Source organism: Occallatibacter sp. (genome assembly GCF_049510455.1).
GTDB lineage: Bacteria > Acidobacteriota > Terriglobia > Terriglobales > Acidobacteriaceae > Telmatobacter.
Genome location: NZ_JBEKYX010000066.1, coordinates 1 through 22,689, shown reverse-complemented (window position 1 = coordinate 22,689; position 22,689 = coordinate 1). Strand labels below are relative to the sequence as shown.

General features: G+C 59.1%; 16 protein-coding genes. 11 read left to right on the top strand and 5 right to left on the bottom strand.

Annotated features, from left to right (window positions below; genetic code table 11):
- Positions 1-605, top strand: a 605-nt coding sequence (locus ABSG47_RS13455) for a P-loop NTPase (protein WP_424170210.1), incomplete at its 5' end; no start/stop codon positions are given.
- Between the two features lie 78 nt (positions 606-683).
- Here ABSG47_RS13455 and ABSG47_RS13450 read toward each other — a convergent pair.
- On the bottom strand, positions 684-974 hold the full coding sequence (locus ABSG47_RS13450; protein WP_424170209.1) for a YXWGXW repeat-containing protein: 291 nt from the start codon (positions 972-974) through the stop codon (positions 684-686).
- 170 nt (positions 975-1,144) lie between these two features.
- On the opposite strand from ABSG47_RS13450, the gene ABSG47_RS13445 reads away from it, so the two are divergent.
- Together ABSG47_RS13445 and ABSG47_RS13440 are read left to right on the top strand one after the other, a co-directional pair.
- On the top strand, positions 1,145-1,987 hold the full coding sequence (locus ABSG47_RS13445) for a DUF1003 domain-containing protein (RefSeq protein WP_424170208.1): 843 nt from the start codon (positions 1,145-1,147) through the stop codon (positions 1,985-1,987).
- 145 nt (positions 1,988-2,132) lie between these two features.
- Entirely contained in the window at positions 2,133-3,809 is a 1,677-nt protein-coding gene (locus ABSG47_RS13440; protein WP_424170207.1) for a sensor domain-containing diguanylate cyclase, read from the top strand.
- A gap of 5 nt (positions 3,810-3,814) precedes the next feature.
- Here the strand turns inward: ABSG47_RS13440 and ABSG47_RS13435 are convergent, their stop codons facing one another.
- On the bottom strand, positions 3,815-4,858 hold the full coding sequence (locus ABSG47_RS13435) for a threonine aldolase family protein (protein ID WP_424170212.1): 1,044 nt from the start codon (positions 4,856-4,858) through the stop codon (positions 3,815-3,817).
- A gap of 168 nt (positions 4,859-5,026) precedes the next feature.
- On the bottom strand, positions 5,027-6,022 hold the full coding sequence (locus tag ABSG47_RS13430) for a hypothetical protein (RefSeq protein ID WP_424170206.1): 996 nt from the start codon (positions 6,020-6,022) through the stop codon (positions 5,027-5,029).
- Positions 6,023-6,126: 104 nt separating this feature from the next.
- Between ABSG47_RS13430 and ABSG47_RS13425 the strand changes: the two genes are divergently transcribed.
- From ABSG47_RS13425 to pyrE, 4 genes are all read left to right on the top strand, one after another.
- A complete protein-coding gene (locus tag ABSG47_RS13425) occupies positions 6,127-6,804 on the top strand; it encodes a hypothetical protein (RefSeq protein ID WP_424170205.1) in 678 nt (225 codons plus the stop codon).
- A 392-nt stretch (positions 6,805-7,196) separates the two neighbouring features.
- Entirely contained in the window at positions 7,197-10,283 is a 3,087-nt protein-coding gene (uvrA, locus tag ABSG47_RS13420; RefSeq protein ID WP_424170204.1) for an excinuclease ABC subunit UvrA, read from the top strand.
- Positions 10,280-11,185 (top strand): CPBP family intramembrane glutamic endopeptidase, encoded by a 906-nt coding sequence (locus ABSG47_RS13415; RefSeq protein WP_424170203.1) that lies wholly within the window; start codon positions 10,280-10,282, stop codon positions 11,183-11,185. The genes uvrA and ABSG47_RS13415 overlap by 4 nt, the downstream gene beginning before the upstream one ends.
- Before the next feature lie 25 nt (positions 11,186-11,210).
- Entirely contained in the window at positions 11,211-11,825 is a 615-nt protein-coding gene (gene pyrE, locus ABSG47_RS13410; protein WP_424170202.1) for an orotate phosphoribosyltransferase, read from the top strand.
- Here pyrE and ABSG47_RS13405 read toward each other — a convergent pair whose 3' ends face one another.
- Entirely contained in the window at positions 11,826-15,371 is a 3,546-nt protein-coding gene (locus ABSG47_RS13405) for a UvrD-helicase domain-containing protein (RefSeq protein ID WP_424170201.1), read from the bottom strand.
- Positions 15,364-18,045, bottom strand: a complete 2,682-nt coding sequence (locus ABSG47_RS13400; RefSeq protein WP_424170200.1) for a PD-(D/E)XK nuclease family protein — start codon at positions 18,043-18,045, stop codon at positions 15,364-15,366. Before ABSG47_RS13400 ends, ABSG47_RS13405 begins: the two co-directional genes overlap by 8 nt.
- Positions 18,046-18,139: 94 nt before the next feature.
- Here ABSG47_RS13400 and ABSG47_RS13395 point away from each other — a divergent pair, with 94 nt between their 5' ends.
- From ABSG47_RS13395 to ABSG47_RS13380, 4 genes are all read left to right on the top strand, one after another.
- Positions 18,140-19,051 (top strand): SCO family protein, encoded by a 912-nt coding sequence (locus tag ABSG47_RS13395; protein ID WP_424170199.1) that lies wholly within the window; start codon positions 18,140-18,142, stop codon positions 19,049-19,051.
- Positions 19,052-19,135: 84 nt separating this feature from the next.
- Positions 19,136-19,516, top strand: coding sequence for a hypothetical protein (locus ABSG47_RS13390; protein WP_424170198.1), 381 nt, complete (start codon positions 19,136-19,138; stop codon positions 19,514-19,516).
- 1 nt (position 19,517) lies between these two features.
- A complete protein-coding gene (locus tag ABSG47_RS13385) occupies positions 19,518-21,404 on the top strand; it encodes an ABC transporter ATP-binding protein (RefSeq protein WP_424170211.1) in 1,887 nt (628 codons plus the stop codon).
- A gap of 147 nt (positions 21,405-21,551) precedes the next feature.
- Positions 21,552-22,367: an IclR family transcriptional regulator gene (locus tag ABSG47_RS13380; protein WP_424170197.1), complete on the top strand. Its 816-nt coding sequence runs from the start codon at positions 21,552-21,554 to the stop codon at positions 22,365-22,367.
- Positions 22,368-22,689 lie beyond the last annotated feature (322 nt).

The window sequence follows — 22,689 nt, the reverse complement described above, 5'->3', positions numbered from 1 at the left end:
GGAACATTATTGTCCCGAACCTGACGCATGGGATCAAGACGATTTCGATTGGGTATATTTCGCCGGGCGACAAACCGATGGTGATGCGCGGACCGATGCTGCACCAGATCATCCGGCAGTTTCTGCAGCAGGTGGAGTGGGGTGAACTGGATTATCTGATCATCGATCTGCCGCCGGGCACGGGAGATGTGGTGATCTCGCTGGTGCAGACGGTTCCGCTGACCGGTGCGGTGGTGGTTTCAACGCCGAGCGACGTGAGCCTGCAGGATGCGCGCAAGGCGCTGGAGATGTTTGCTCAGGTAAATGTGGAGGTGCTGGGCATTGTGGAGAATATGAGCCACTTTACCTGTCCGCACTGCAGCGAAGTGATCGACATCTTCTCAAAGGGCGGCGCGGAGCGCATGTCGCAGCAGTTTGGGATTCCGTTCCTGGGGTCGATTGAATTGATTCCCGCGATTCGCGAGGGAGGCGACAAAGGATTGCCAATTACGCTGGCGGGGCCGAAGAGTCCAGCGGCTGCGGCATTCTATGAGGCTGCGCAGAAGCTGCAGGAGCTCGCTGAAGCAGCGGCAGCGAAAAACACGGATGTGATCGAGATCAGCTAAGGACTGATGAAAATGTGAAGGCCGCCCGGTGAGTGCCGGGCGGCCTGTTTTATTTATTTTGGTTTCTATATCTCCGTTTTATCGCCAGTGCCCTTCCTGCAAGACGTATCCGCCGTTGCGATGGACCCAGCGATGAGCTACCCAGTGCGCTCCGGCATGCGGTGGACGGTCATAGCGACCGGGAACCCATACGTAGCGAGCGCCGTCCCAGCGGTGATAGCCCGCAACCCATTCATATCCCGGTCCCGGACGCGGGCCAGGGTGTTCCACCACCGCAACCGGCGGGGCGATGCGTACAACAACCTGCGCGTTGAGGGCGGCGGGCAGCAGGCTCAATCCGAGCAAAGCTGCAAGAGCAAATTTCTTCACAGATACATCCTCCTCTTATTTATTGATATGACAGAATGCTACTGGTCATAGGAACGCTGAAAAAGGAAATTAGTTGCTCTGAAATTCTTCGTGGCAGAGTGGACGTGCATACTATGTGTGCGGCAGCCCGAGAGCAGCCGTGGCCGCGAAATCCAATGTGAGTGAATGCCATGCCATGTGATCCCGAAGAGTTGCGTCATGTGCCGCTGTTTGAATTACTGGACAATGATGAGGCCGCAGTCCTGGCCGCTCAGGTAGAGGTACGGAAATTTGCGCCGAGGCAGCGCATTTTCAAGACAGGTGAGGCGGGCGAACACGGCTATGTGGTGATGAGCGGCAAGGTGCGCGTGTATGCCTCGGACGAAGATCAGCAGGAAGTGGTGGTGGATGAGCCGGAGCATGGAGATTTCTTCGGCTTTGCTTCCATGCTGCAGCAGACGGCGCATCAGACATCCGCGATGGCGACAGAAGAGAGCGTGTGCCTGGAGATTGGCCGCGATGACCTGATGACATTGCTGACGAAACGGCCGCTGGCGGGCCTGGACATGCTGACGATGCAGGCGCGGCAGTTTCACGCGTCGCAGAGGCTGGTACGGAGCAGAGCGAATCGCAATCCGAACGAGATGATCGAGGAGCAGGAAACATGGGGCGAGCGCGTCGCCGATGCGGTGGCGAGCTTTGGCGGCTCATGGCGATTCATCATTTCATTTCTGCTGGGATTGGTGGTTTATTCGATCATTAATGTTGTACTGAAAACCCGCGCGTGGGATCCGTATCCATTCATCTTGCTGAATCTGATTCTTTCGATGCTGGCTGCAATACAGGCGCCAGTGATCATGATGAGCCAGAACAGGACGGATAAAAAGGACAGGCTCAGGAGCGAGCTGGATTTTGAGGTGAACCGGCGGGCGGAGACGGAGATTCAGGCGCTTTCCAACAGGCTGAGCCTGCTGACGGACAAGGTGGAGGATGTGGCGGATCTGCTGAGGAAGGACGGTACGCAGAAGGGATGAGCGGCGAGGCGCTGTGGCCCAGGGGCTCGCTGCGCGGGAATCAGGCCGCAGCATTCTTATTTCATTCTTGTTCGCCCTGCGGTACAGTTGTTGTCGTAGCTTAGGTCAGGGTTTCTCCACTGCGTGCGGGTCACTGATGCTGAAGTTGATTAAGCGATCCCGGCGATCGTATTCCGCAATCACAACGCTCATCGCTGCCGCCAGCGGAGCGGTGCTGGTGACGGTTATTACGGGCCTGCTCGTTTACAACAATACGCAGCAGCTTATTTCGGCCAACAAATGGGTGGAGCACACGCAAGATGTGTTAAACACGCTGCAACGTGCCTCCCTGCTGACGGAACGCGCCGAGTACCGCAGCCGTCTTTTTCTCCTGACGGGAGATGAGGATCAGCTCAATCGCGCGCGCACGGCGGCCAATCAGTTGGTCACCACGTCAACGCGCCTGAAGACGCTGGTTGCCGACAGCTCCGACCAGAATAAAAACGCAGAGAAGCTTGCGATCGGCTCGGATGAGCTGGTCAAAGCGCTTGACGAATTCAATAAGCAATCCGAGTTGCCGGCGCTGGAGATTCAGCACTGCCAGCAGATCATCAGCCTGATGACGGATACCGAGCAGTCTCTGCTGAAACAGCGCGATGAGAGATCGCAGCGGAGCATCTTTACTTCCGTCACGACAGAGGCCGCGGCGGTGGGCCTGTGGCTTCTGACCTCCGCGGTGCTGCTGGCATTTCTGGTGCGAGACGCGATGCGCCGCGAGGGTGTCGAACGGCAGATGAAGTTCATGAACCAGCATCTGGAACAGAGCGTGAAGGCGTTGGAAGACCGTGCGCAGGAAGCCACTTTACTGACCGCGGCCCGCGACGAACTCCAATTATGCATGGACATTCACCAGCTCTATGTCTCAGCGGCGCGCAGGCTTTCGTTCTTATTGCCGGAGACGTCAGGCTGCCTGTGCATGATTGATAACTCGCGGCAGGTGGTGGAAGTGGTTTCGTTCTGGGGAACGGCCACTGTGGATGATTTCAGCCCACCGGAAGCCTGCTGCGGGCTGCGTTCCGGGCAACCGCGCTGGCGCCAGTTGGGACTCTCAGAGATTCACTGTACGCATTTCACCGGAGAAGCGCCGGAGTGTTATGTGTGTGTGCCCATCGCGGCGCATGGAAGCACACTGGGAATGCTTTATGTGCAATGCGAAGACGATGCCGCTGTGCAGACAGTGAATCGACGCATGGATGGCCTGCGGCAGTTGCTGCAGATTATGGCAATGGCTGTGGCTACGCTGAATCTGCAGAGCAAGCTGGAAAATCAATCGATCCGTGATGGACTTACAGGATTATTCAACCGGCATTTCATGCAGATTTCTCTGGACCGCGAACTGTCGCGCGCGGCGCGCAAGAAGCAGACGCTGGCCGTGATGATGCTGGACATGGATCACTTCAAGCGATTCAATGATACCCACGGTCATGCGGCAGGGGACGCCGGGTTGCAGGGACTTGCGGATGTTTTGAGGAGCAGTATTCGTCCGGAAGACATTGCATGCCGGTATGGTGGAGAAGAATTTATGATCCTGCTGCCGGACATCACGATTGAGGGCGCATATCGGCGTGCCCAAACGATTCTGCAGGCGGTCTCGCACATGAGCGTGTCTGCCGGGGCCCAGACGTATAGTGCGTTCACGATTTCAATCGGAATTGCACTGTATCCGAATGATGGAGAGAGCCAGGAGCAACTTTTGCACCGCGCGGATGAAGCTCTGTACCGCTCGAAGCGCCAGGGGCGCAATCAGGCAACTATTTACGAGAATGTTTCGGCTGCGCGCTGAAGCGATCAGGCTCCAACGGTAGCGGTGGATTCGATTTCCGCGCGCAGAGTTTCGATGGCGGCGAGACAATCATCGCGTGTGACATCATGGTGCGTGACGATACGCATGGTTTGAGGGCCGACGGCGCTGATGAGGATGCCGTGAGCTTTGAGGCGTGCGGAGAGCTCTGCCGCTGCGAGTGAGCCGGTGAGCTGGAAGACGATAATGTTGGTTTCAACGGTGGCGGGATCGATGGCGATGCCTTCGATCTGCGCGAGCGACTCGGCCAGCAGGCGCGCATTGGCGTGATCTTCATGCAGGCGCTTCGGCATCTCTTCAAGCGCGATGAGGCCTGCGGCAGCGAGTATGCCTGCCTGGCGCATTCCGCCGCCGAGGCCTTTGCGATAGATGCGGGCTTGTTCGATATGCGTGGCTGAGCCGACGAGCATGGAGCCTACGGGGGCGCAGAGGCCCTTCGACAGGCAGAACATGACGGTGTCGAAGCCGCGTGTCAGGTCTTTTACATTCACACTGAGAGCGACGGCGGCGTTGAAGATGCGTGCGCCATCGAGATGTGTGGGGAGCTTGCGATTTTTTGCTCCATCCCAGATTTCTTCAAGGATTGAGAGATTGGTGACGCGACCGCCGGCGAGGTTGGCGGTGTTCTCGATTTCAATGAGGCCGGTGGCGGCGCGGAATGATCCGCGCTTGAAGATGACTGGCTCGATGTCACGCCAGGTGAGAATGCCGTTTGGCGTGGGGACGGCGCGGACGAGGCAGCCGGAGAAGACGGCGGTGGTGGCCATCTCCCAGTCGAGGATGTGGGCGCGCGACTCGCAGATGATCTCCTGGCCGGGCTGGGTGTGGAGCTTGAGGGCGATCTGGTTGCCCATGGTGCCGGTGGGAACGAAGAGTGCGGATTCGCGGCCGAAGATTTCGGCGGCGCGCTTTTCGAGGAGATTGATGGTGGGGTCTTCGCCGTAGACGTCATCGCCGACTTCTGCGGCGGCCATTGCGGCGCGCATGGCGGGCGTGGGGCGGGTGACGGTATCGGAACGGAGGTCGATGATGGGCACGAAAGTTCCTTTCGTGCAGGGATCAGAGAACAGGGATCAGGGATCAGTTCGTAGCGCGCGCGGCCGGCTATTTATTCAATTCCGATTCTTCCGGCCGACGGACAGCGCATAGTATGCGCGAAGTTTTTCTGATCCCTGATCCCTGTTCTCTGATCCCTGCTTTTACGGTATTTGATTCATTGGCAGCTCCATCACCGGAGTGATTTTGCCGCCGTAGGAGGCGTAAGCCCATAGGCCGTGAAAACCGGCTCGCAGCGTGGGCTGGGCTTTGAGAAATGCGCTCATGGCCGCGGTGGCTTCCGTGCGCTGGGCGGCGGGGTCACTGACGCCGACGGATTCGTAGACGATACCGAGATCGGGAACGCGAAGCGAGGTGTCAAAATGGACGGACGCTATTTTGAAGGTGCGGTCACCGGCTTGCGCTGAATAGGGAAAGCTGGGCGCGGCAGTGATCTGCGACTGTTCCTGATTGAGCTTGTCGAGATTCGGCGAGGAGAGGAAATCGACGGGCAGCAGAAGGGCGCGCGCTGCTTCATACGAGTAATAGGCAGCCCAGGATGCGCCGGAGCGTGCTGCCTCGCGGGCGCGCTGCCAGTAGTAGACGCCATCGTGGCCGTCGAGCGCGCCGGGACGCGCGAAGACGCCGCCGATCTTCCAGGCGCCGGAGTCCCAGCCGAGGACGAGTCCGATCTGGCCGGCAAGCGGGGCGCCTGCGGCATCGGCGAGAACGAGGGCGTATTTGCCGGGAGGCAGGCTGCGCATGCTGATGGTGACGGTGAGCGAGCCGCTGGCGCTGGTGCAGAAGAACTGCGCGTCAGCGGGGGCGGTGAGCGAAGTGGCGTCGAGGAGGTAGATGTTGCGGATCTGCATCTGGCCACCCTTGACGAGCGGCGCGGCAGCCTCGGCGGTGTCGTGGATGCCATCCCACTGCTGCTTGACGGCGGGAAGCAGGGAAGATTGCAGCGTGGAAGCATCCTGCTGGGCTACGGCGATTGCAAGACGCTGGCCGGCGGAGGCGAGAAGATCGCGGTCGGCCGGTTGCATTGCGCCCTGCGGAGTGCAGGAGACGGCATGGCTGAGCGCGGGCGCGGCGAGGAAAAGCAGCGCGAAGAGGAAAGCCGGTACGGCTCGGGAGTGGGTGCGAATTGCCTGGCGCATGGCCGTTTTTTTCACCTTACGAAAAGCGCTCAAGCGAGCGTTATGGAACCACTGCTAGTCTAGTACACAGACGCGTGAAAGGCCGCGAGGGAGAGCGAGTGAGGATGCGGAAGCTGACAGAAAGGCAATTCGCGGCGCGAACGGCGACGCTGCTGGCAGTTCTGGCTGCGTTAGCGGCGGTGCGGCTGGGCGCGCAGGCGGCTCCGCCGACGCCAGCCAAGGCTGCTGCTCCTGTGAGCGCTCCGGTTACCGCTCCTACCGCAGCGCCTGCTCCCATGCCTGCCTGGCCGGTAAACGAGGCTCCTGCGCTGGCGGTAGTGGAGTGGGACAGCCACGGTTTGCGGATCAGCGCGAAGAACGCAAGTTTGAGGCAGATTCTGACCGAAGTATCGAGCCGGACTGGGGCAACGCTGGAGGGAATGGGCGCGGATGAGCGGGTCTTTGGCGAATATGGTCCGGCGCCGGCGAAGGAAGTGCTGGCGCAGCTATTGCATGGTTCGGCATACAACGTGATGCTGATTGGGGATCAGGGGCAGGGAACGCCGCGGCAGATTGTGCTGAGCACTCCCAGTGCGTCGAATCCGACGCAGGGGCAGCACACGGCGCAGCCAGTGCAGAATAATGCTGCTGCTGATGATGATCCTGAGCCCGTGGTGGATGACACGCCCGTGCAGCAGCCGCCACCGATGCCAAGGCCGCCTATGAATCCGGGTTCGCAGCCGGGCCAGCCAGGACAACCTGGTCAGCCGCTGCCGCCAGGTCAAACGCCGCCGCCGCAGTAAGGATCAGTTAGAGCGCCGCTTCCGCCTGTGGTTTAACGGCTACAGGCGCGGCAGCAGGGCGCGGGCGCATAAGAGCAAAGCCAACTTTAAATATTCCGTATGCCGCGAGAACGCCCAAGGCCATGGAGCCGATTGCGGCGCATACGAGCATTGTCAGGTTTATAAAATCCGTCATTCCAAGCCTCTGGGGAGTGAATGGTTGATGCCAGTATCGTTGATCGACCGCATTTGCAGGAAGTTTAGCGCCTGCTGCGGCTCATCTGGATTGTCGCAGAGAAATGGACTTCGTTGACCCTCTATCTATTGACAACTAGAATACCTATATCTGCTTGTGCTTGAACAACCATAAAGATGCACTTACCAACCGGCTTTGTTGCCTGACTTAGTCTCTCATGCCAATAACTCACATTTCCGTTCGCGGAGCCCGCCAGCACAACCTCAAGGACATCAGTGTCCGCATTCCGCGCAATACTTTGACGGTGGTTACCGGACTTTCGGGATCGGGCAAGAGCTCGCTTGCTTTTGACACGATTTATGCGGAAGGACAGCGGCGCTATGTGGAGACGCTTTCGGCGTATGCGAGGCAGTTTCTGGACCAGATCGAGCGGCCGGATGTGGATTCGATTGAGGGCCTGAGCCCGGCGATTTCGATTGAGCAGAAGACAACAAGCCGGAGCCCGCGATCGACTGTGGGCACGATTACGGAAATCTACGACTACCTGCGGCTGCTGTACTCGTCCGTTGGCACGCCACACTGCCCGAATTGCGGCAGGCCGATTACGCGGCAGACCGCGGAGCAGATTGTGCAGCGCATTCTGCAGCTCGGTGCGGGCGAACGTGTGACGGTGATGGCGCCCGTGGTGCGGGGGCGCAAGGGTGAGTTTAAGGATTTGCTGGATCAGATTGACCAGCAAGGGTTTCGCGCGCGCATAGACGGCGAGATGCGGGACCTGTCGGAGCCGGTTCAGTTGGACCGGCGGAAGAATCACAACATTGAGGCGGTCATTGACCGCATTCTGCTGAAGCCCTCAGAGCCTGTGGCGAATGGCAAGCCCACGCTGGAAAAACGGCTGGATGCGGCTGTGGCAAAGTCGCTGCAGATGGCGAATGGCCTGGTGCTTGTTGCGCTGGCCAATGGTGAGGAGCAGCTATTTTCTTCCTCGATGGCCTGCCCGGATTGTGGGCTGGATGTGCCGAAGCTGGAGCCGCGCAGCTTCAGCTTTAACTCGACTTTTGGCGCCTGCCCGGAGTGCCATGGGCTGGGCTCGCTCTACGATTTTGATCCGGCAAAGGTGATTACGGACTGGTCAAAGCCTCTGCTGGATGGCGGGCTCGGGCCGGGGTCGGCATCGCAGTATCTGCTCAAGCTGGTGAATCTGGCTGCCAGTAAGTACGGGATCGATCTGAAGACGCCGTTTGAGGATTTGCCTCCGAAACAGCAGCACATTCTGGTGTATGGACCGCCGAAGGGCGAAGGGCCGCGGACGGGCTTTCATGGGATTCTGGCGTATCTGCGGGATTCCGTAGAAGAGGCGCGCAGCGACGGCTACCGTGAATACATGATGAACTTCATGTCGGCCACGCCATGTCCGGCTTGCAGAGGCAAACGGCTGAGGCCGGAGTCACTGGCGGTGAAGGTGAACGGGTTGTCGATTGCAGACTTTACAGCGCTGCCGCTGAACCGCGCGCTGTCTGCTGCGTACGAGCTGAGGTTCAATGATCGCGAGGCGCTGATTGCGGAGCGCATCCGGCGCGAGGTGGTGGAGCGCCTGGAGTTTTTGTGCGCGGTGGGGTTGAGCTATCTGGCGCTGGACCGCAGCGCGGCAACTATTTCGGGCGGTGAGGGGCAGCGTATCCGGCTGGCGACGCAGATTGGTTCGCGGCTGCGCGGGGTGCTGTATGTGCTGGACGAGCCTTCGATTGGGCTGCACCAGCGTGACAATACGCGGCTGATTGGGGCGCTGGAGCAGTTGCGCGATCTGGGCAATACGGTTCTGGTGGTGGAGCACGATGAGGACACGATTCGCCATGCGGACTACGTGGTGGACCTTGGCCCCGGCGCGGGCCGGCTGGGCGGAGATGTCGTGGCAGAGGGCACGCCGGAGCAGATTATGGCGAATCCGGCATCGCTGACGGGGAAGTATCTTTCCGGGGCGATTGAGATTCTGCAGCGCGAGAAGCCGCGGCCGCTGAGCGGCAAGTGGCTTACGATGACGGGCGCGCGCGAGCACAATCTGCACGATCTGAACATCCGGATTCCGCTGGGCATTATGACGGTGGTGACGGGGGTGAGCGGAAGCGGCAAGAGCACGCTGATCAATGACATTCTTTACCGCTCGCTGGCGCAGAAGATTTACGGGTCGCGCGAGGAACCGGGATCGCATGATGAGCTAGTGGGCGCGGAGCAGTTGGATAAGGTGATCCGCATCGATCAGTCGCCGATTGGACGCACGCCGAGATCGAATCCAGCGACGTATACGCAAGTCTTTGGGCCAATCCGCGATCTCTTTGCAATGCTGCCGGAGAGCCGCGAGCGCGGCTATAAGCCTGGGCGCTTCAGCTTTAACGTTGCCGGCGGGCGCTGCGAGGCCTGCGAGGGCGATGGGCAAAAGCGTATCGAGATGAACTTTATGCCGGACGTGTACGTACAGTGCGAGGTGTGCAATGGACGCCGCTATAACCAGGAGACGCTGGCGGTGAAGTTCCATGGTCACTCGATTGCGGACATTCTGGAGCTGACGATTGAAGATGCGCTGACGGTGCTCCTGAATGTGCCGCAGGTCAAACAGAAATTGCAGACGCTGGTGGATGTGGGGCTTGGATACGTGCATCTGGGACAGAGCGCAACGACGCTCTCCGGCGGCGAGGCGCAGCGCATGAAGCTGGCCCGCGAGCTGAGCAAGCGGCAGACCGGCCGCACGATGTATGTGCTGGATGAGCCGACGACGGGCCTGCATTTCGATGATGTTCGCAAGCTGCTGGAGGTGCTGCACCGGCTGGCCGATCTGGGAAATTCGGTGATCATCATTGAGCACAACCTGGATGTGATTCGCAACGCGGACTGGATTATCGATCTGGGCCCGGACGGCGGCGAGAACGGCGGGAAGCTGGTGGCGCAAGGCCGGCCTGCAAAGGTGGCGGCTACGCCGGAGTCATTTACCGGGCAGTTTCTGCGGCGGTACTATGCGGCGGCGAATGGACACTTGGAAGCGCTTGACGAAGAAGCGGCTGAGGCGCTGCTGTTTGACGATGCTCTGGCGGCAGAGCAGACGCGCGTGAATGCGATTGCGAAGAGTGAAGCAAGCGCAAGTCGGACCAGCAAGGGCCGCGTCAAGAAGACCGGTGTCCCCGATGCAAGAGAGGGCTCCGCAGCGGCAAAGACAAATTCCGCAACCGCAGAGGCTGCCCCGGCGTCTACTAATGCAAGCGTAAAACCTGTGGCCAAAAAATCTGCACTGAGAAAAACGGGGAAGGCATGAGCGGCGAGATCAACGAGGAGTTCGCTGCGCAGGCTGCTGAGCCTGAACCGGAGATTACGCCGGCCGAGACGTATGTGGTGGAAGTGCCGAGGCCGATGCGCTTTCCGAATATCGCGGATGCGGGGCTGGTCTGCGTTCTGCTTGTTTTCGCTGCTCTCATCGCGGCCATTCTCACCGCTGGAGCTCTACAGTTTCACCTGTTCGGCGTATCCACCGCCAAGCAGGCGTTTGCGGATATTCGTTATGCGCTTGGGGGCCAGTTGTTGTGGTATCTCTTCACGCTGATGGGGTGCATCGCGCTCTTCCCGCATCTATGGCACACGCCCTTCTTTCGCGGAGTGGAGTGGCGATGGAGCGCGGCAGCAGGTGCTCGCGGGCGGCTCATGGGCACGGCGCTTTTCTGCCTGGTGCTGGCAGTGGTGGACGGAAAGCTTATGCCGGGGCCGGAGGATGCGCCTATCGATGAGGTGTTCAAGATGCCTGGCGCGCCGTGGTTCATGTTCTTCTTTGGCACGCTGCTGGCGCCGTTTTTTGAAGAGATGCTGTTTCGCGGATTTCTGCTGCCGGCATTCTGCACAGCCTACGACTGGAGCGTAGAGCGCATGACGAATCGCCTTGCGCCGTGGCCGGATGAGCAGGGTAAGACGGTGTGGACATTGCCGGCGATGATGGTGGGATCTGTGCTGGTGAGCATTCCCTTTGCGCTGATGCATGGCGCGCAAACGGGCTATTCGCTGGGGCCGTTTCTGCTGTTGTTCTGCGTGAGCCTGGTGCTGTGCTGGGTACGGCTGCGATTGCGCTCGCTGGCGGCGAGCACACTGGTGCATGCGAGCTATAACCTGCTCTTGTTTGCCATCATGATTGCGGGCACGGGCGGCTTTAAGCATCTGGACCGGATGTGAGTATCTGTCCATTACAATCGAACAAATGACCGCCACCTCTTACGCCAGTCAACTGCTCTCCCTGCTTGCGCGCATCAGCTTTCGCCTGGGCCAGTTCAAGCTTTCTTCCGGGGGAACGAGCGATTACTACATCGATTGCCGGACAACTACACTCCATGCAGAGGGCGGGCGGCTAACAGGTCACGCAATTCTTGAGCTGCTGGAAAAGAACGGCGTAAGTGCGGAAGCCGTAGGCGGCTTGACGATGGGCGCGGACCCGATTGTTTCCAATGTAGCCACGGCAAGCGCGTGGCGCGCAATTGAGCAGCCAGGTTCACCGCTAACGCATGGATTTCTGGTTCGCAAGGCAGAAAAAGCGCACGGAACAGGACGGCGCATTGAGGGCTTTCTGTGCGAAGGCGCGCGTGTGGTGATTGTGGACGATGTGTGTACGACAGGTGCATCGACGATCAACGCGATTGAGGCTGCGCGCGAAGCAGGGATGACGGTGGCCGCGGTAGTTTGCATTGTGGAGCGCGAGGAAGCGAACGGGCGGCCTGCTGTAGAGAGTGCCGCACAGGGTGCGCCGTTTCTGAGACTTTTCACTGCGAAGGACGTTCGCGCGGAGCATGTGGCGCAGTTGGACGCGGCGAAGCAGTAACTAGATTTCCCACCAGTCAAAAAGGCGCATGCGCGGGTAATAGAGACCAGCGCGAACTTCAACATCCGGTCCGTGCAACAGGCGAAGAAGGCGTGCATAGAGATTGAGTTGCGGTTGAAATAGATTGCGCAGTTCGGACAGTGCCGCTTCCGACTCAATTGTCTTATAGTCCACAATCCACCAGGTGTCACTGCCTGCGGCATGAGGCTCAGGACCGGCGCGGAAGATGCGATCCGCCTGCACGGTTCGCAGCTTGCCATCGAGAAGCCCAGTCCAGCGTGCTTCGCTGGCGGCATCGGCGCGCGGGGAAAGAATCCATTGCGCATCTGCATCTGAACTTGCATGCGACACGATCCTGAATGCAAGTGTAGCTATACGTTCGGCTTCAACGAGATCGATGCCGGTGGCTCGAATTTCCGCAGTGAGGCGCGGCAGAATGTTTTCGAGCGCAGCTTGTGATGTGTTCACGTTATGCGGCTGCTGACGCGCCAGTTCTGCCATGAGTGTATGAACAGCGGTGCCGAGCACACGCGAGGTCAGGCCGCCTTCATGGCGCTGATACTCGGTTTGATCACCCAGGCCGGCGACCGTACTGCGAGCCGCGGACAATGTGATCGCCGGAGGTTGGTAGCTTGCGGGCAAGCGATGAAGAATCGCAGGTTTGTGGACAGTTTCGCTGTCGGATTTCTGAGCTGGCGGCGCGGTTGCTTCCTGATGCGATGCTGCAAGTTGTGTTTCTGCGGTTAGCTTCAATGCGGGCCACGCGGCTTCGAGCAGGCTGTTTGAGCGAGGCTTCAGCTCTTTGTCCTTGTCTATCGTGGCTTCCAAACGCGCGAAAAAGTGAAGCTCTTCGCGCGCGCGCGTCGCGGCCACGTAGAGCAGCCGTTGAATCTCCTGCCGCTCGCGGATTTCGTAGAGTGAGTCCACCCACTTCTTGGCTGATCCGCGCTCTGAGCCTTTAGCCTGCTGCGGGGCGACGAGGAATTCGGTCATATCGCCCGCTTCATCGGCTTCGGAAAGTCCACGCTCAAGCCATGCAACCATGCGATGGCGTGTGCGTTTCGACTGGCCATGAATTTCCGGCACGATGATGACTTCAAACTCCAGACCTTTGGACTTGTGAATGGTCATCAAGTGGACGCCGAAGTCGCTCTCAGCGGCAGGATCTGGCAGCGCAGTGAGATCTTTGAGCGCAGCATCCAGCGCAGGCCCAAGCAGATCCGGCTCGGCGCCGGGAAGCCCATCGAGGCATTGCCACAGAAGATCGAGATTGGCTCGTGCGGCGGCATCCACGCAATCGGATCCGCCAAGACGTAGCCATATCTGTTCGAGCCACGTACCGAGCGCCGCTTCTGGCTGCGCGGCCCGCATGGCGTGCGCTTGCTGTACAGACTGCTTGAGGCGCTGCACAGCCTGCCTGCCGGAATCGCTGAGCAGATGCGTTTGCCCGGCGAGCAATTCAGGAATCGCGCTGGCACGGATTGCGGGATCATCCGCGCTGGTAAGTGTGTGCAGGTCTTCGAGAGAAAGACCGCACCAGGGAGCACGCAGAACACCAAGCCATGCGATGCGATTCTGGCCGTTCATGAGGGCGCGAGCAAGATTGAGCGCATCGATTACCTCCGGCCGATCCGACAGGCTTTCAAGACCTTCGGCTCGAAAGGGAATTCGGGCTTCGCGCAGTCCGGCAGCAATGGGCGCAAGCATCTTTGTAGTGCGAGCGAGCACGGCAACACGAAATTTTTTACCGTTGAGGCGCGCCTGTTCGATTTGCCCGGAATAGTTGCCGATAAGTGCTGTAATCTCGGCGACCTGTGCAGCGTGGGCAGTCTCGCTTTGTGCTTCACCTTTGGGAACAAATGCGGAATGGAATGTGAGACGTAGAGACGGGCCGTCCAAGTCTTTGCGCGCCGCTTCCGCCTTTGCAAATTCAATGCCGACGCTTTTGTCTTCGGCAACGATGCTGCCAAAGAAATTATTGAGTTCCTGAACCAGCGCATCCGCGGTGCGAAAGTTGGAACTGAGGCGGATGAAATTGAATTTCAGGGATTCGCCGCCCGGCAGGTCGATGCCGCGCTTGCGTACCTGCGCGAACAGCTCCGCAGCAGCGTCGCGAAAAAGATAGATCGACTGCATGGGATCGCCCACGGCAAAGACGCTTCTGCCGGTTGTCTCACTCCATGCCGCGGCAATGGCGGCAATGAGCTGATGCTGGCGGCGGCTGGTGTCCTGAAACTCGTCCACGAGCAGGTGGCGAATCTGATCGGCGATTCGGAGACCAGCCTCTGTTGGCATGCGCTCATCGTCCTGAAGCGCCTGCTGCGCCTGCTGTGCGACTTCAATGTAATCGACCGCGCCGGCTTCTGCAAAGGCAACGCGCAGTTGGCCTGCTGCATGACGCAGAAGAATGAAGCAGGCACGAACGATTCGCCACTCGGCATCTGTGTAGCGCGCCGGAGGAAGAGTGCGAAGGTTGTGCAACGTGGATTCGAGAGCTTCGACATTGCATAGTGTGGCGAGCAGCGACACGAGACGCTGCTTTTCGAGTTTGCGGTCGGCGGGGAAACCGTCGCGGACAGTAACGCTTTTGCGAAGGGTGCCTTCCTTTGTCAGCAGAAGGTCGGCGAGATCGAGCCAGACTGCGCGCGCCGCGTCAATTGCATCTGCATTGCTGAATGGAGGGCAGGGAAGTTCAGCTTGCTCAGCCAGCGCCTGGAGGCTGCCGTCGTTCTTCCGCTCACAGGCAAAGCGCGCGAGCGTGAGAGCTTCTTCGCAAATATCAGGAAGCTGGAGGAAGAGTTCCGCTGCCGCGGCGAGCGATTGTCTGGCTGCTTCTGCGAAGGGTAGCTCGAGGCGCGTGCGCAGCGCGTCCCAGTCCGGCTCATGCTGCAGCAGAAAATCATGCATCCAACGATCACGTTTGCCCAGCATTTCAACCAACTGGTCTTCGATCTCCTGCCAGTTGTTGTCCTGCAATTCAAGCAGCATCTCAATGGCCTGCAGCAATTCCGCATTGGCAGCGGACTCTGATGCTCCCAGTTGCGCCAGGGTGCTTCGCGCTGCGCGACGATACAACTCTTGCGGCTCAGTGGCAATTTCAAGAGTTCCGCCCAGGCCGCCGAGCAGTGGTTGTTGTATTGCTATCTCGCGGCAGAAGGCATCAATGGTCGTGATTCGCAGTTGCGCCGGAAGATCGTCGAGCTGCCAGTCGCGCTCTGTGAGCCGCTGCAGCGCGCGATGGGCAAGTGTTGCCATTGCGAATGCATCATGATTCGCTTGACTATCAGCATCTTCAGCGCTTGCAGCGGCTTTCTCCAACTCCGCCACGATGCGGTGCCGCATCTCTGCGGCGGCAGCCTTGGTAAAGGTGATGGCAACAATCTGCGTAGGGTCGTCTACTTCACTCAGCAAGCGCAGAAAGCGGCGCGTGAGCAAGTCGGTTTTGCCGGAGCCAGCCGGAGCCTGTACGAGTATGTTTTTATCTGGCGCGAGGGCCTGCTCGCGCTGTGCCTGATCTGGAGGAGGCGGTTGTTCAGAGCTATTCATCCGCATCCTCCTCTTCGTCTGCAGCGCCTTCATAGGCTGCGGTTTCATGAATGCGACATAGAGCGTGCAGGCCGCATTTTTCGCAGGTCTTCGGAATTTCGCGCGGGTCCACATCTGCGCGTCCGGCAAGAAAATCCTGTGCCAACTGCTCGATCTTTGCGCGCCACGCATCGAGCTGCTCAAGGGTCAGGTGATTTTTTATCAACGAAGAAGTCCCGTTCAATTCTGCAAGGAGCGTCGCTTTTGCATCTGTGATGCGGCCTGCAAAGCCCATGTTCTTCTCGCCTGTGCGGACTTTGGCAAAGACGAGACCTCCAACTTTGCTATTCGGCGGCAGCGCGAAGCCTGCGTAGAGAGGCAGTTGGGCATCTTCCGGCCGAGGCAGATCCCACTGATTTGGTTTTTGGTCGCCGGTTTTGTAATCGATCACAAGGAGCGAATCGTCATTGAGCCGGTCAACGCGATCGAGGCGAACACGCAGCGTCAAGCCGGCCACTGTTATTTCATGCTTCAGTTCGACATCGTCAACAGAAAAATCCTGACGACGAAGCTCATAGCGCAGCCATTCGGTAACAAGGCGTGTCAGTCGCCTCTCTTCGAGTTCGAGATAGCGAGCAGGCATTCTCTCGCGTGCGCCTGCGGGCAGCTTGGAGCGCATGGCTGTGTGGACGTGGTTTGCTACGTAGGCGGGGAGATCCGGAATCGACTTCAGTTCCGCCAGCGTGCGAATCCCCTTTGTTGCTGCGCCTCCCCACACAAGGCTCATGACTTCATGCAGGAGATTGCCCCGAATGAGTGCGGTCAATCCTGCCTGAGCCGCGTCCCACTTTTCTGCGGAGAGCCGTTCCACAGCAAATGCCTGAAAGGGGCAGAGAGACTGCATGGTGACTACCGTTGCGCCGCCTGCGAAGGCTCTCTCTGTGGTGCGCAGCGGAATCTGACTCGTATCCACGATGCGTTCGGTTTGTGGCCTTGCTACAGCTCGATGCGTCAGCGCTTCAGGCAGGGGCTCAGGTTTGACGGCAAGATCTGCAATTTGCTTTGCAAGCAGCCTCGACGCGCGTCTTTCAACGCCGTCCTTCAATCGCGCGTAGCTGAAATGTGCGGTCGGAGCCGATCGAAGAATGCGTTCAGTCATGGTCTGAGCAAGTTCTCTGTCCTGCTGCGCTGTGGCATGTGGCATCTGCGCAGCGCGCTGTACTTCAGGCGGCAGAAGAGGGTTCAGGCTGCCTCGTGAAGGCCATGCATCATCATCCACGCCGAGGAACCAAACGCCATCCGCAGCGATGCCGGCCGATTCCGCGGGACCGGCAATGAGCACGGGCGCATCTTCCGATTCCGAGGTGAAGAGCGTTGCGGCGAGCTCCTGATCCAGCTCGGATAAAAATTTGCGCCACTCCATGAGCTGTCCATCGAAACCAAGCGATCCGCAGGCTGCGAGTACCTGTTCCCAGCGCCGCATTGCCTGGAATTCTCCGCTCGCGAGTGCATCCTCGCCTGGCCAGCCTGTTTCGCGGAGAAGTTCCGGCACGAGCTCAGCCCACTCAAGGGGCTTTCGCACGCGGCGAGCTTCAGTCAGCAGGTGCTGGCGCGCGGCGCGCATGCGACGCGCCCAGGATTCCGGCGGCTGTGCTCCGGTTTTTTCGACGAGAAATTGATCGAGTGTCCACTGCGGACGCTGCAAATTTCTGCGGCGAATCTGACGATGAAATGCCTGTAACGCCGCACGCTCAGAAGCGCTGCCCACATAAGGTGCAGCAAAGAGCCAATCGATCTCATGTTCGTTGAGCGAGCTGTCGAGCCAGTGGAGCAGCAGAGCCGCAGTTCGTGAGATACCGATTGTGCCAAGTGGAACTCCGAGAGAGAATTCGGCGGGCACGCTTTCACGGAGAAAGGCTCGTTCAAGCTCGCCACGACGATTCTGTGTCTCCTGCGTGATTACGAGCATGCGCGTTGCTGGATTTACGTCTAGTTGCGTCCGGCACCATCGTGCGCATGCCGTTAGCTCCGTTGCTGGATCAGCGGCAGCATAGGAGCGCACGTCGGAGGCACGATCTCCGGACGCGGCCAAACTCCATTCGCCCCACGCGTTGAAGAGCCTTTCCTGCGACGGGGTGAGCCGATCAAAACCTGCGAGCAAAAGAGCCGGACGAGTTTCAACGCCGTTGAGAAGCAGGGAAGCGAGGTCGCCTGCGATTCGTTCCGCGCCGATCAGCTTCTTCGCGCGACACTCGGCGTCGAAGAGTTCCAGCCACTCGCTGAAGACGCCGGCATCCAGAGGCCATCCACGACGCGAACGCGAGTCGAGCAACTGTGGAGCATAAGCGCAGAGAAGGCCATGCGCTTTCATGCAAAGCTCGGCGAGGCGATGGAGCGGGCCAGGGAGCAGCGAGGTTTGGTGCCTGCTTGTGTGGATGAAGCCGGACCATAACGCCTGTTCCTGGCGAGCATTCAGAATCAGTATTCCTTCTGTGCGCCCGCGCTCCCACTCCTGGCGTATGAAGGATTGCCACGAAAGCACATCAGGAGCGAGCCACGCCGCAAGTCCTTCCGCGCGCCGCTGCCGGTGATAGCTTGCCAGCACTGCGCGCGCCGCGCGTTCGCTGGCGGCGACCACACGACCGCCGCTGCGCAGCCACGCATCGAGTTCCGCAGCGGTCGTGGCGTTATGCATGGTCCCCATCTCAGCGTTATACCCGCTCTGGCCACAGTGCGCCATCTGAGGAAATCGCGCCGGTTTGAACTCGTACCGGGTTGTACACTGAGGTGTGAATCGCCGACTCCTTTTCGTCGCCGCAACTGCCGCTGCAATGCTGTCTGGATGCCATTCCGGACCCAAGGCGGATGCACCCGTATCTTCCGCTTCCGCGACGCCTGGTTACAAGACTTACAAAATGCGCGGGAAGATCGTCTTTACAAATGCTTCCACCAGCGAGGTCACGGTGCAGCATGGGGCTATTGCGGGTTTTATGGACGCCATGACCATGCCGTATAAGGTCAAGGATCCGAATATCCTCTCCGAGTTGCACCCTGGGGACACGATTACGGCGGATCTGCTTGTCTCGCAGCATGATGACGCCGACATTCTTCTTGACAACATTGTTGTGGTGGCGCAGGGCAAGCCCGATTACAAACCCCAGTCGGTTTATCACGTGCCCGCAGCAGGGGATGCGGTGCCGGATTTTGCGCTCCGCAACCAGGACGGCAAGCAGATTCACCTCAGTCAGTTCCGCGGAAATCAGCTGCTGGTTACGTTTATCTACACGCGCTGCCCGCTGCCGAACTTTTGTCCGCGCGTGACCCGCAATTTTGCTGATTTGCATCGGAGGATTGCGGCAGACCCCGCGCTTGCCGGCAAGACGCACTTGCTGTGCGTGAGCTTTGACCCGGACAACGACACCCCGGCGCGGCTGCGCGCTTATGGCGCAACATACATTGGCAGCGATGCGGCTTCGGCCTTTGCGAGATGGGATTTTGCTGTGCCGGACAAGCCTACGCTGGCTAGGATGGCGCATTTCTTTGACATTGGCTTGACCAGCGAAGCCGACAGCACGATTACGCATACGCTTTCCACCACATTGATTGGCGCCGACGGCAAGGTGGAGCACTTCTATCCGGGTAACGAGTGGACGGTGGATGAGCTTTTCAAGGATGTGAAGCAGAGCCCGGCAAAGGCGTGAGGGCGCAAGCGACTATCGTGCATCCCGAGAGGCTCGGCTGAATCGAACTGATATGCTGGCGTTAATTTAACGGAGTGATTCTGAATGGCAAAGGTGACGCTCGTCTTCGCGGTACTACTTGTGGCTCTTGGATTGATTGGCTATATCGGCACTGGCAGCCAGTACGTTACGGCGCTTATCCCGGCGTGGTTTGGCCTTGCGCTTGGAGTTTTCGGCTTGCTGTCCATTAGCCCCAGTGAGGGCCGCCGCAAGCTCTTTGCGCATATCAATGTCACCATTGGTTTGGTTGGATTCATTGGCGGCGCGGTGGAAGCCATTCGCGGCTATCTTTCCGCCAAAGCGAAGGGCCTTGTGCCGGATCAGATTGCGCTTGCCTCCAAAGTCACCATGGCTGGCCTGCTTCTGGTGTACGTAATCCTCTGCGTGCGGTCATTTATTGCGGCGCGTGCAGCGCGAAAGGCATAAGATGGGCGGCCTGCGCGGAGGTGGATTGGGCGGCCTGCGGCCTGAGCGCATGCAGGGGCGGCAGTTGCGTGCCGGAGCTGTCGGCGCAGAGGCGAAGAAACCCAAGCCAAGCCTCAAGAAAATCTGGCCGCAGGCACTGGCTATCATAGCCCCGCGCAAAGGGCTGCTGCTGGGTGGCTTGGCGCTGATGGTCGTGAACCGCGTGGCGGGACTGGTGATGCCGTATACCACCAAGCCGCTGCTCGACAAGGCTTTCAATCCAGCCGGTGATCCCGGCCTGCTGCCAAAGTTCATAGCGCTTGTTTTTAGCGCGATGCTGCTGCAGGCCGTTACTTCATACGCGCTGACTCAACTGTTGTCCAAGGCGGGCCAGCGGCTGATCGCGGAGATGCGCCGTAACGTTCAAAAGCACGTTGGCCTTTTGTCGGTTGCGTACTACGACGCCAATCGCACAGGCAACCTGGTTTCGCGCATCATGACGGATGTGGAAGGTGTGCGCAACCTTGTTGGAACCGGCCTGGTGGAGTTTCTCGGCGGCCTGCTTACTGCTGTTCTCGCGTTCGTCTTCCTGCTTCACAAAAGCCCCACTGTTACGCTGACTGTTTTCGCCGCGCTGGGCGTTTTTGTTTTCATCCTGCAGTACGCTTTCAAGACCATCCGCCCTATCTTTCGCGAGCGCGGCAAGATCAATGCCGAAGTGACCGGCAGGCTTACGGAATCGCTTGGCGGCGTGCGCGTGATCAAGGGTTACCACGCGGAGGCGCGCGAGCACGAAGTCTTTGCCGGAGGCGTGGATCGCCTGCTGCAGAACGTGATGAAGTCGCTGACGCTCACCAGCGTCATGTCGTCTGCCTCTACCACAATGATGGGCCTTGTCTCGGGCGTGGTGATGTGGCTCGGCGGCCACGCGGTCATCCATGGCCAGTGGACCACCGGCGACTATTTCCAATACAACATGTTCCTTGTGTTCATGGTCGCTCCTATGATCCAGATCACGAGCATCGGAACACAGCTTACAGAAGCGTTTGCCGGGCTTGACCGCACGAATGAGATTATGTCGGAGCTTGAGGAGAACCAGTCCCCGGAGCGCACGGAAAAGATGCCGCCCATTGAAGGCAGCGTGCGCTATGAAAACGTCGAGTTCTCTTACGATCCTGAAAAGCCTGTTCTTCACGGCATCGGCTTTACTGCGGAGCCGGGAACGGTCACAGCACTGGTTGGTTCCTCCGGCTCTGGAAAATCCACCATCATCAGCCTTCTCTGCGCCTTTCATACACCTTCTGCCGGCAAGGTTTTGGTGGATGGCTACGACTTATCCAAAGTTGACCTCAACACATTTCGATCGCAGCTTGGTGTGGTTCTCCAGGATTCGTTTTTGTTCGATGGCTCCATTCGCGAGAACATCATGTTTTCCCATCCCGAGGCATCGGAGGAGCAGTTCCTGGCAGCTTGCCGAACGGCGCGCGTAGATGAGTTCGCTGAGCGCTTCCCGGAGGGCTATGACACCATTGTGGGCGAGCGCGGAGTGAAGCTCTCCGGTGGGCAGCGGCAGCGGTTATCGATCGCTCGCGCGCTCCTGGCCGAGCCGCGCATCCTGATTCTGGATGAGGCCACCAGCTCGCTCGATTCCGAGTCGGAGGCGATGATTCAGTCCGGGCTGGCTCGCCTGATGGAGGGCCGGACAACCTTCGTCATTGCGCACCGGCTCTCCACCATCCGCCGTGCCGATCAAATCCTTGTCGTGGAGCAGGGAAGGATTGTGGAGCACGGCAATCATGACGAGCTGTATGCGCTCGGCGGCCGCTACTACGACCTTTACACGCGCCAACATGGCCTTGAGGCCAATCTTTTTCTGGCTCCAGGGGAAGGTGACAAGGTCGAAGCCTGATTCCGGCAGATTGGGTACCCGAAGCACCTGTTCATCCCAGAAAAAACCACAGAACGTCGAATTCGGCGTGAAACTGCCGTCTTATTGACACCCGCCGGTTTCATTTGGAAAACTATATTTATTCATTAGGCGAAACGGGAGTTCAGAATGCGAGACGCACTTCCCCACGGCACATACAAGGTCCAGGCTCTTGACCGGGCATTTGCCGTCCTCGATCTTCTTGGCGAGAGTGACACGCCCCTCGGGCTGGCGCAAGTTGCCTCCTCGCTGCAGCTTCACAAAAGCACGGCGCATCGGTTCCTTATGGTTCTGGAGCGGCACCACATGGTGGAGCGCACGGGTAACGGCAAGTTCCGGCTGGGCCTGCGGCTCTTCGATTTCGGGAACCGGGCCATCGAGCAATACGATCTGCGGGACCGGGCGCAGCCACATCTGCGCCGTCTTGTCACGGAGACAGAGGAGACCGCACACCTCTGCATTCTGGAGCAGGCGCATGTGATTTATATCGACAAGATTGAGCCGGGGCGTTCCGTGCGCATGATTACGCGCATCGGAGCCAGTAATCCTGTGCATTGCACCTCGGTGGGGAAGGCGATTCTGGCCTTTTTGCCGGAGGAGCGCATTGCCGAGGTGATTCGGCGCACCCGCTTTGAGCGCTTTACGCATCGGACCATTGCCACGCCGGAGGCTCTGCGCGCGGAGATTGAAAAGACACGCCGCCGCGGCTACGCAGTCGATGACGAGGAGTTGGAAGAGGGGTTGCGCTGCATTGCTGTGCCAGTGCTGGATGCGCAGCGCCAGCCTGTGGCTGCGGTCAGCGTTTCGGGTCCATCCTTCCGCGTTACTGCCCAGAAACTGCCGGCAATTGCCAATCATCTTCTGCAGTGTGTGCGCGGTATTTCCGCGGACATGGGCTTCATCTCCGGCAACCGCTCCAGTCGCACCACAGCGTGGTCGGCGTAGCCGGATTGCAGCGTAAAAAGTGCGGAGAACTCCATCTTTCTGCGCCGCACGGGCGAAGCTCTTTCTGATACACTTGTTCATGTTGCGGCAATGAGAATTTCCTTCGTGGAGAAACTCATTGCAGACCACCCACACTCTGCATCCAACGTCTCCCGGCTTCATCACGAATCGGTTTTGAGACTAAAAAATGCGGCAGTCCAGTGGGGACGTAGCTCAGTTGGTTAGAGCGCTGCCTTCTAACAGTCACTAAGAAAATAAAGGCTTTACCTTCTTGGTGTCTGTGTTGGTGTCTACTCTGATAGGCTATTGGCCTTACGAGGAG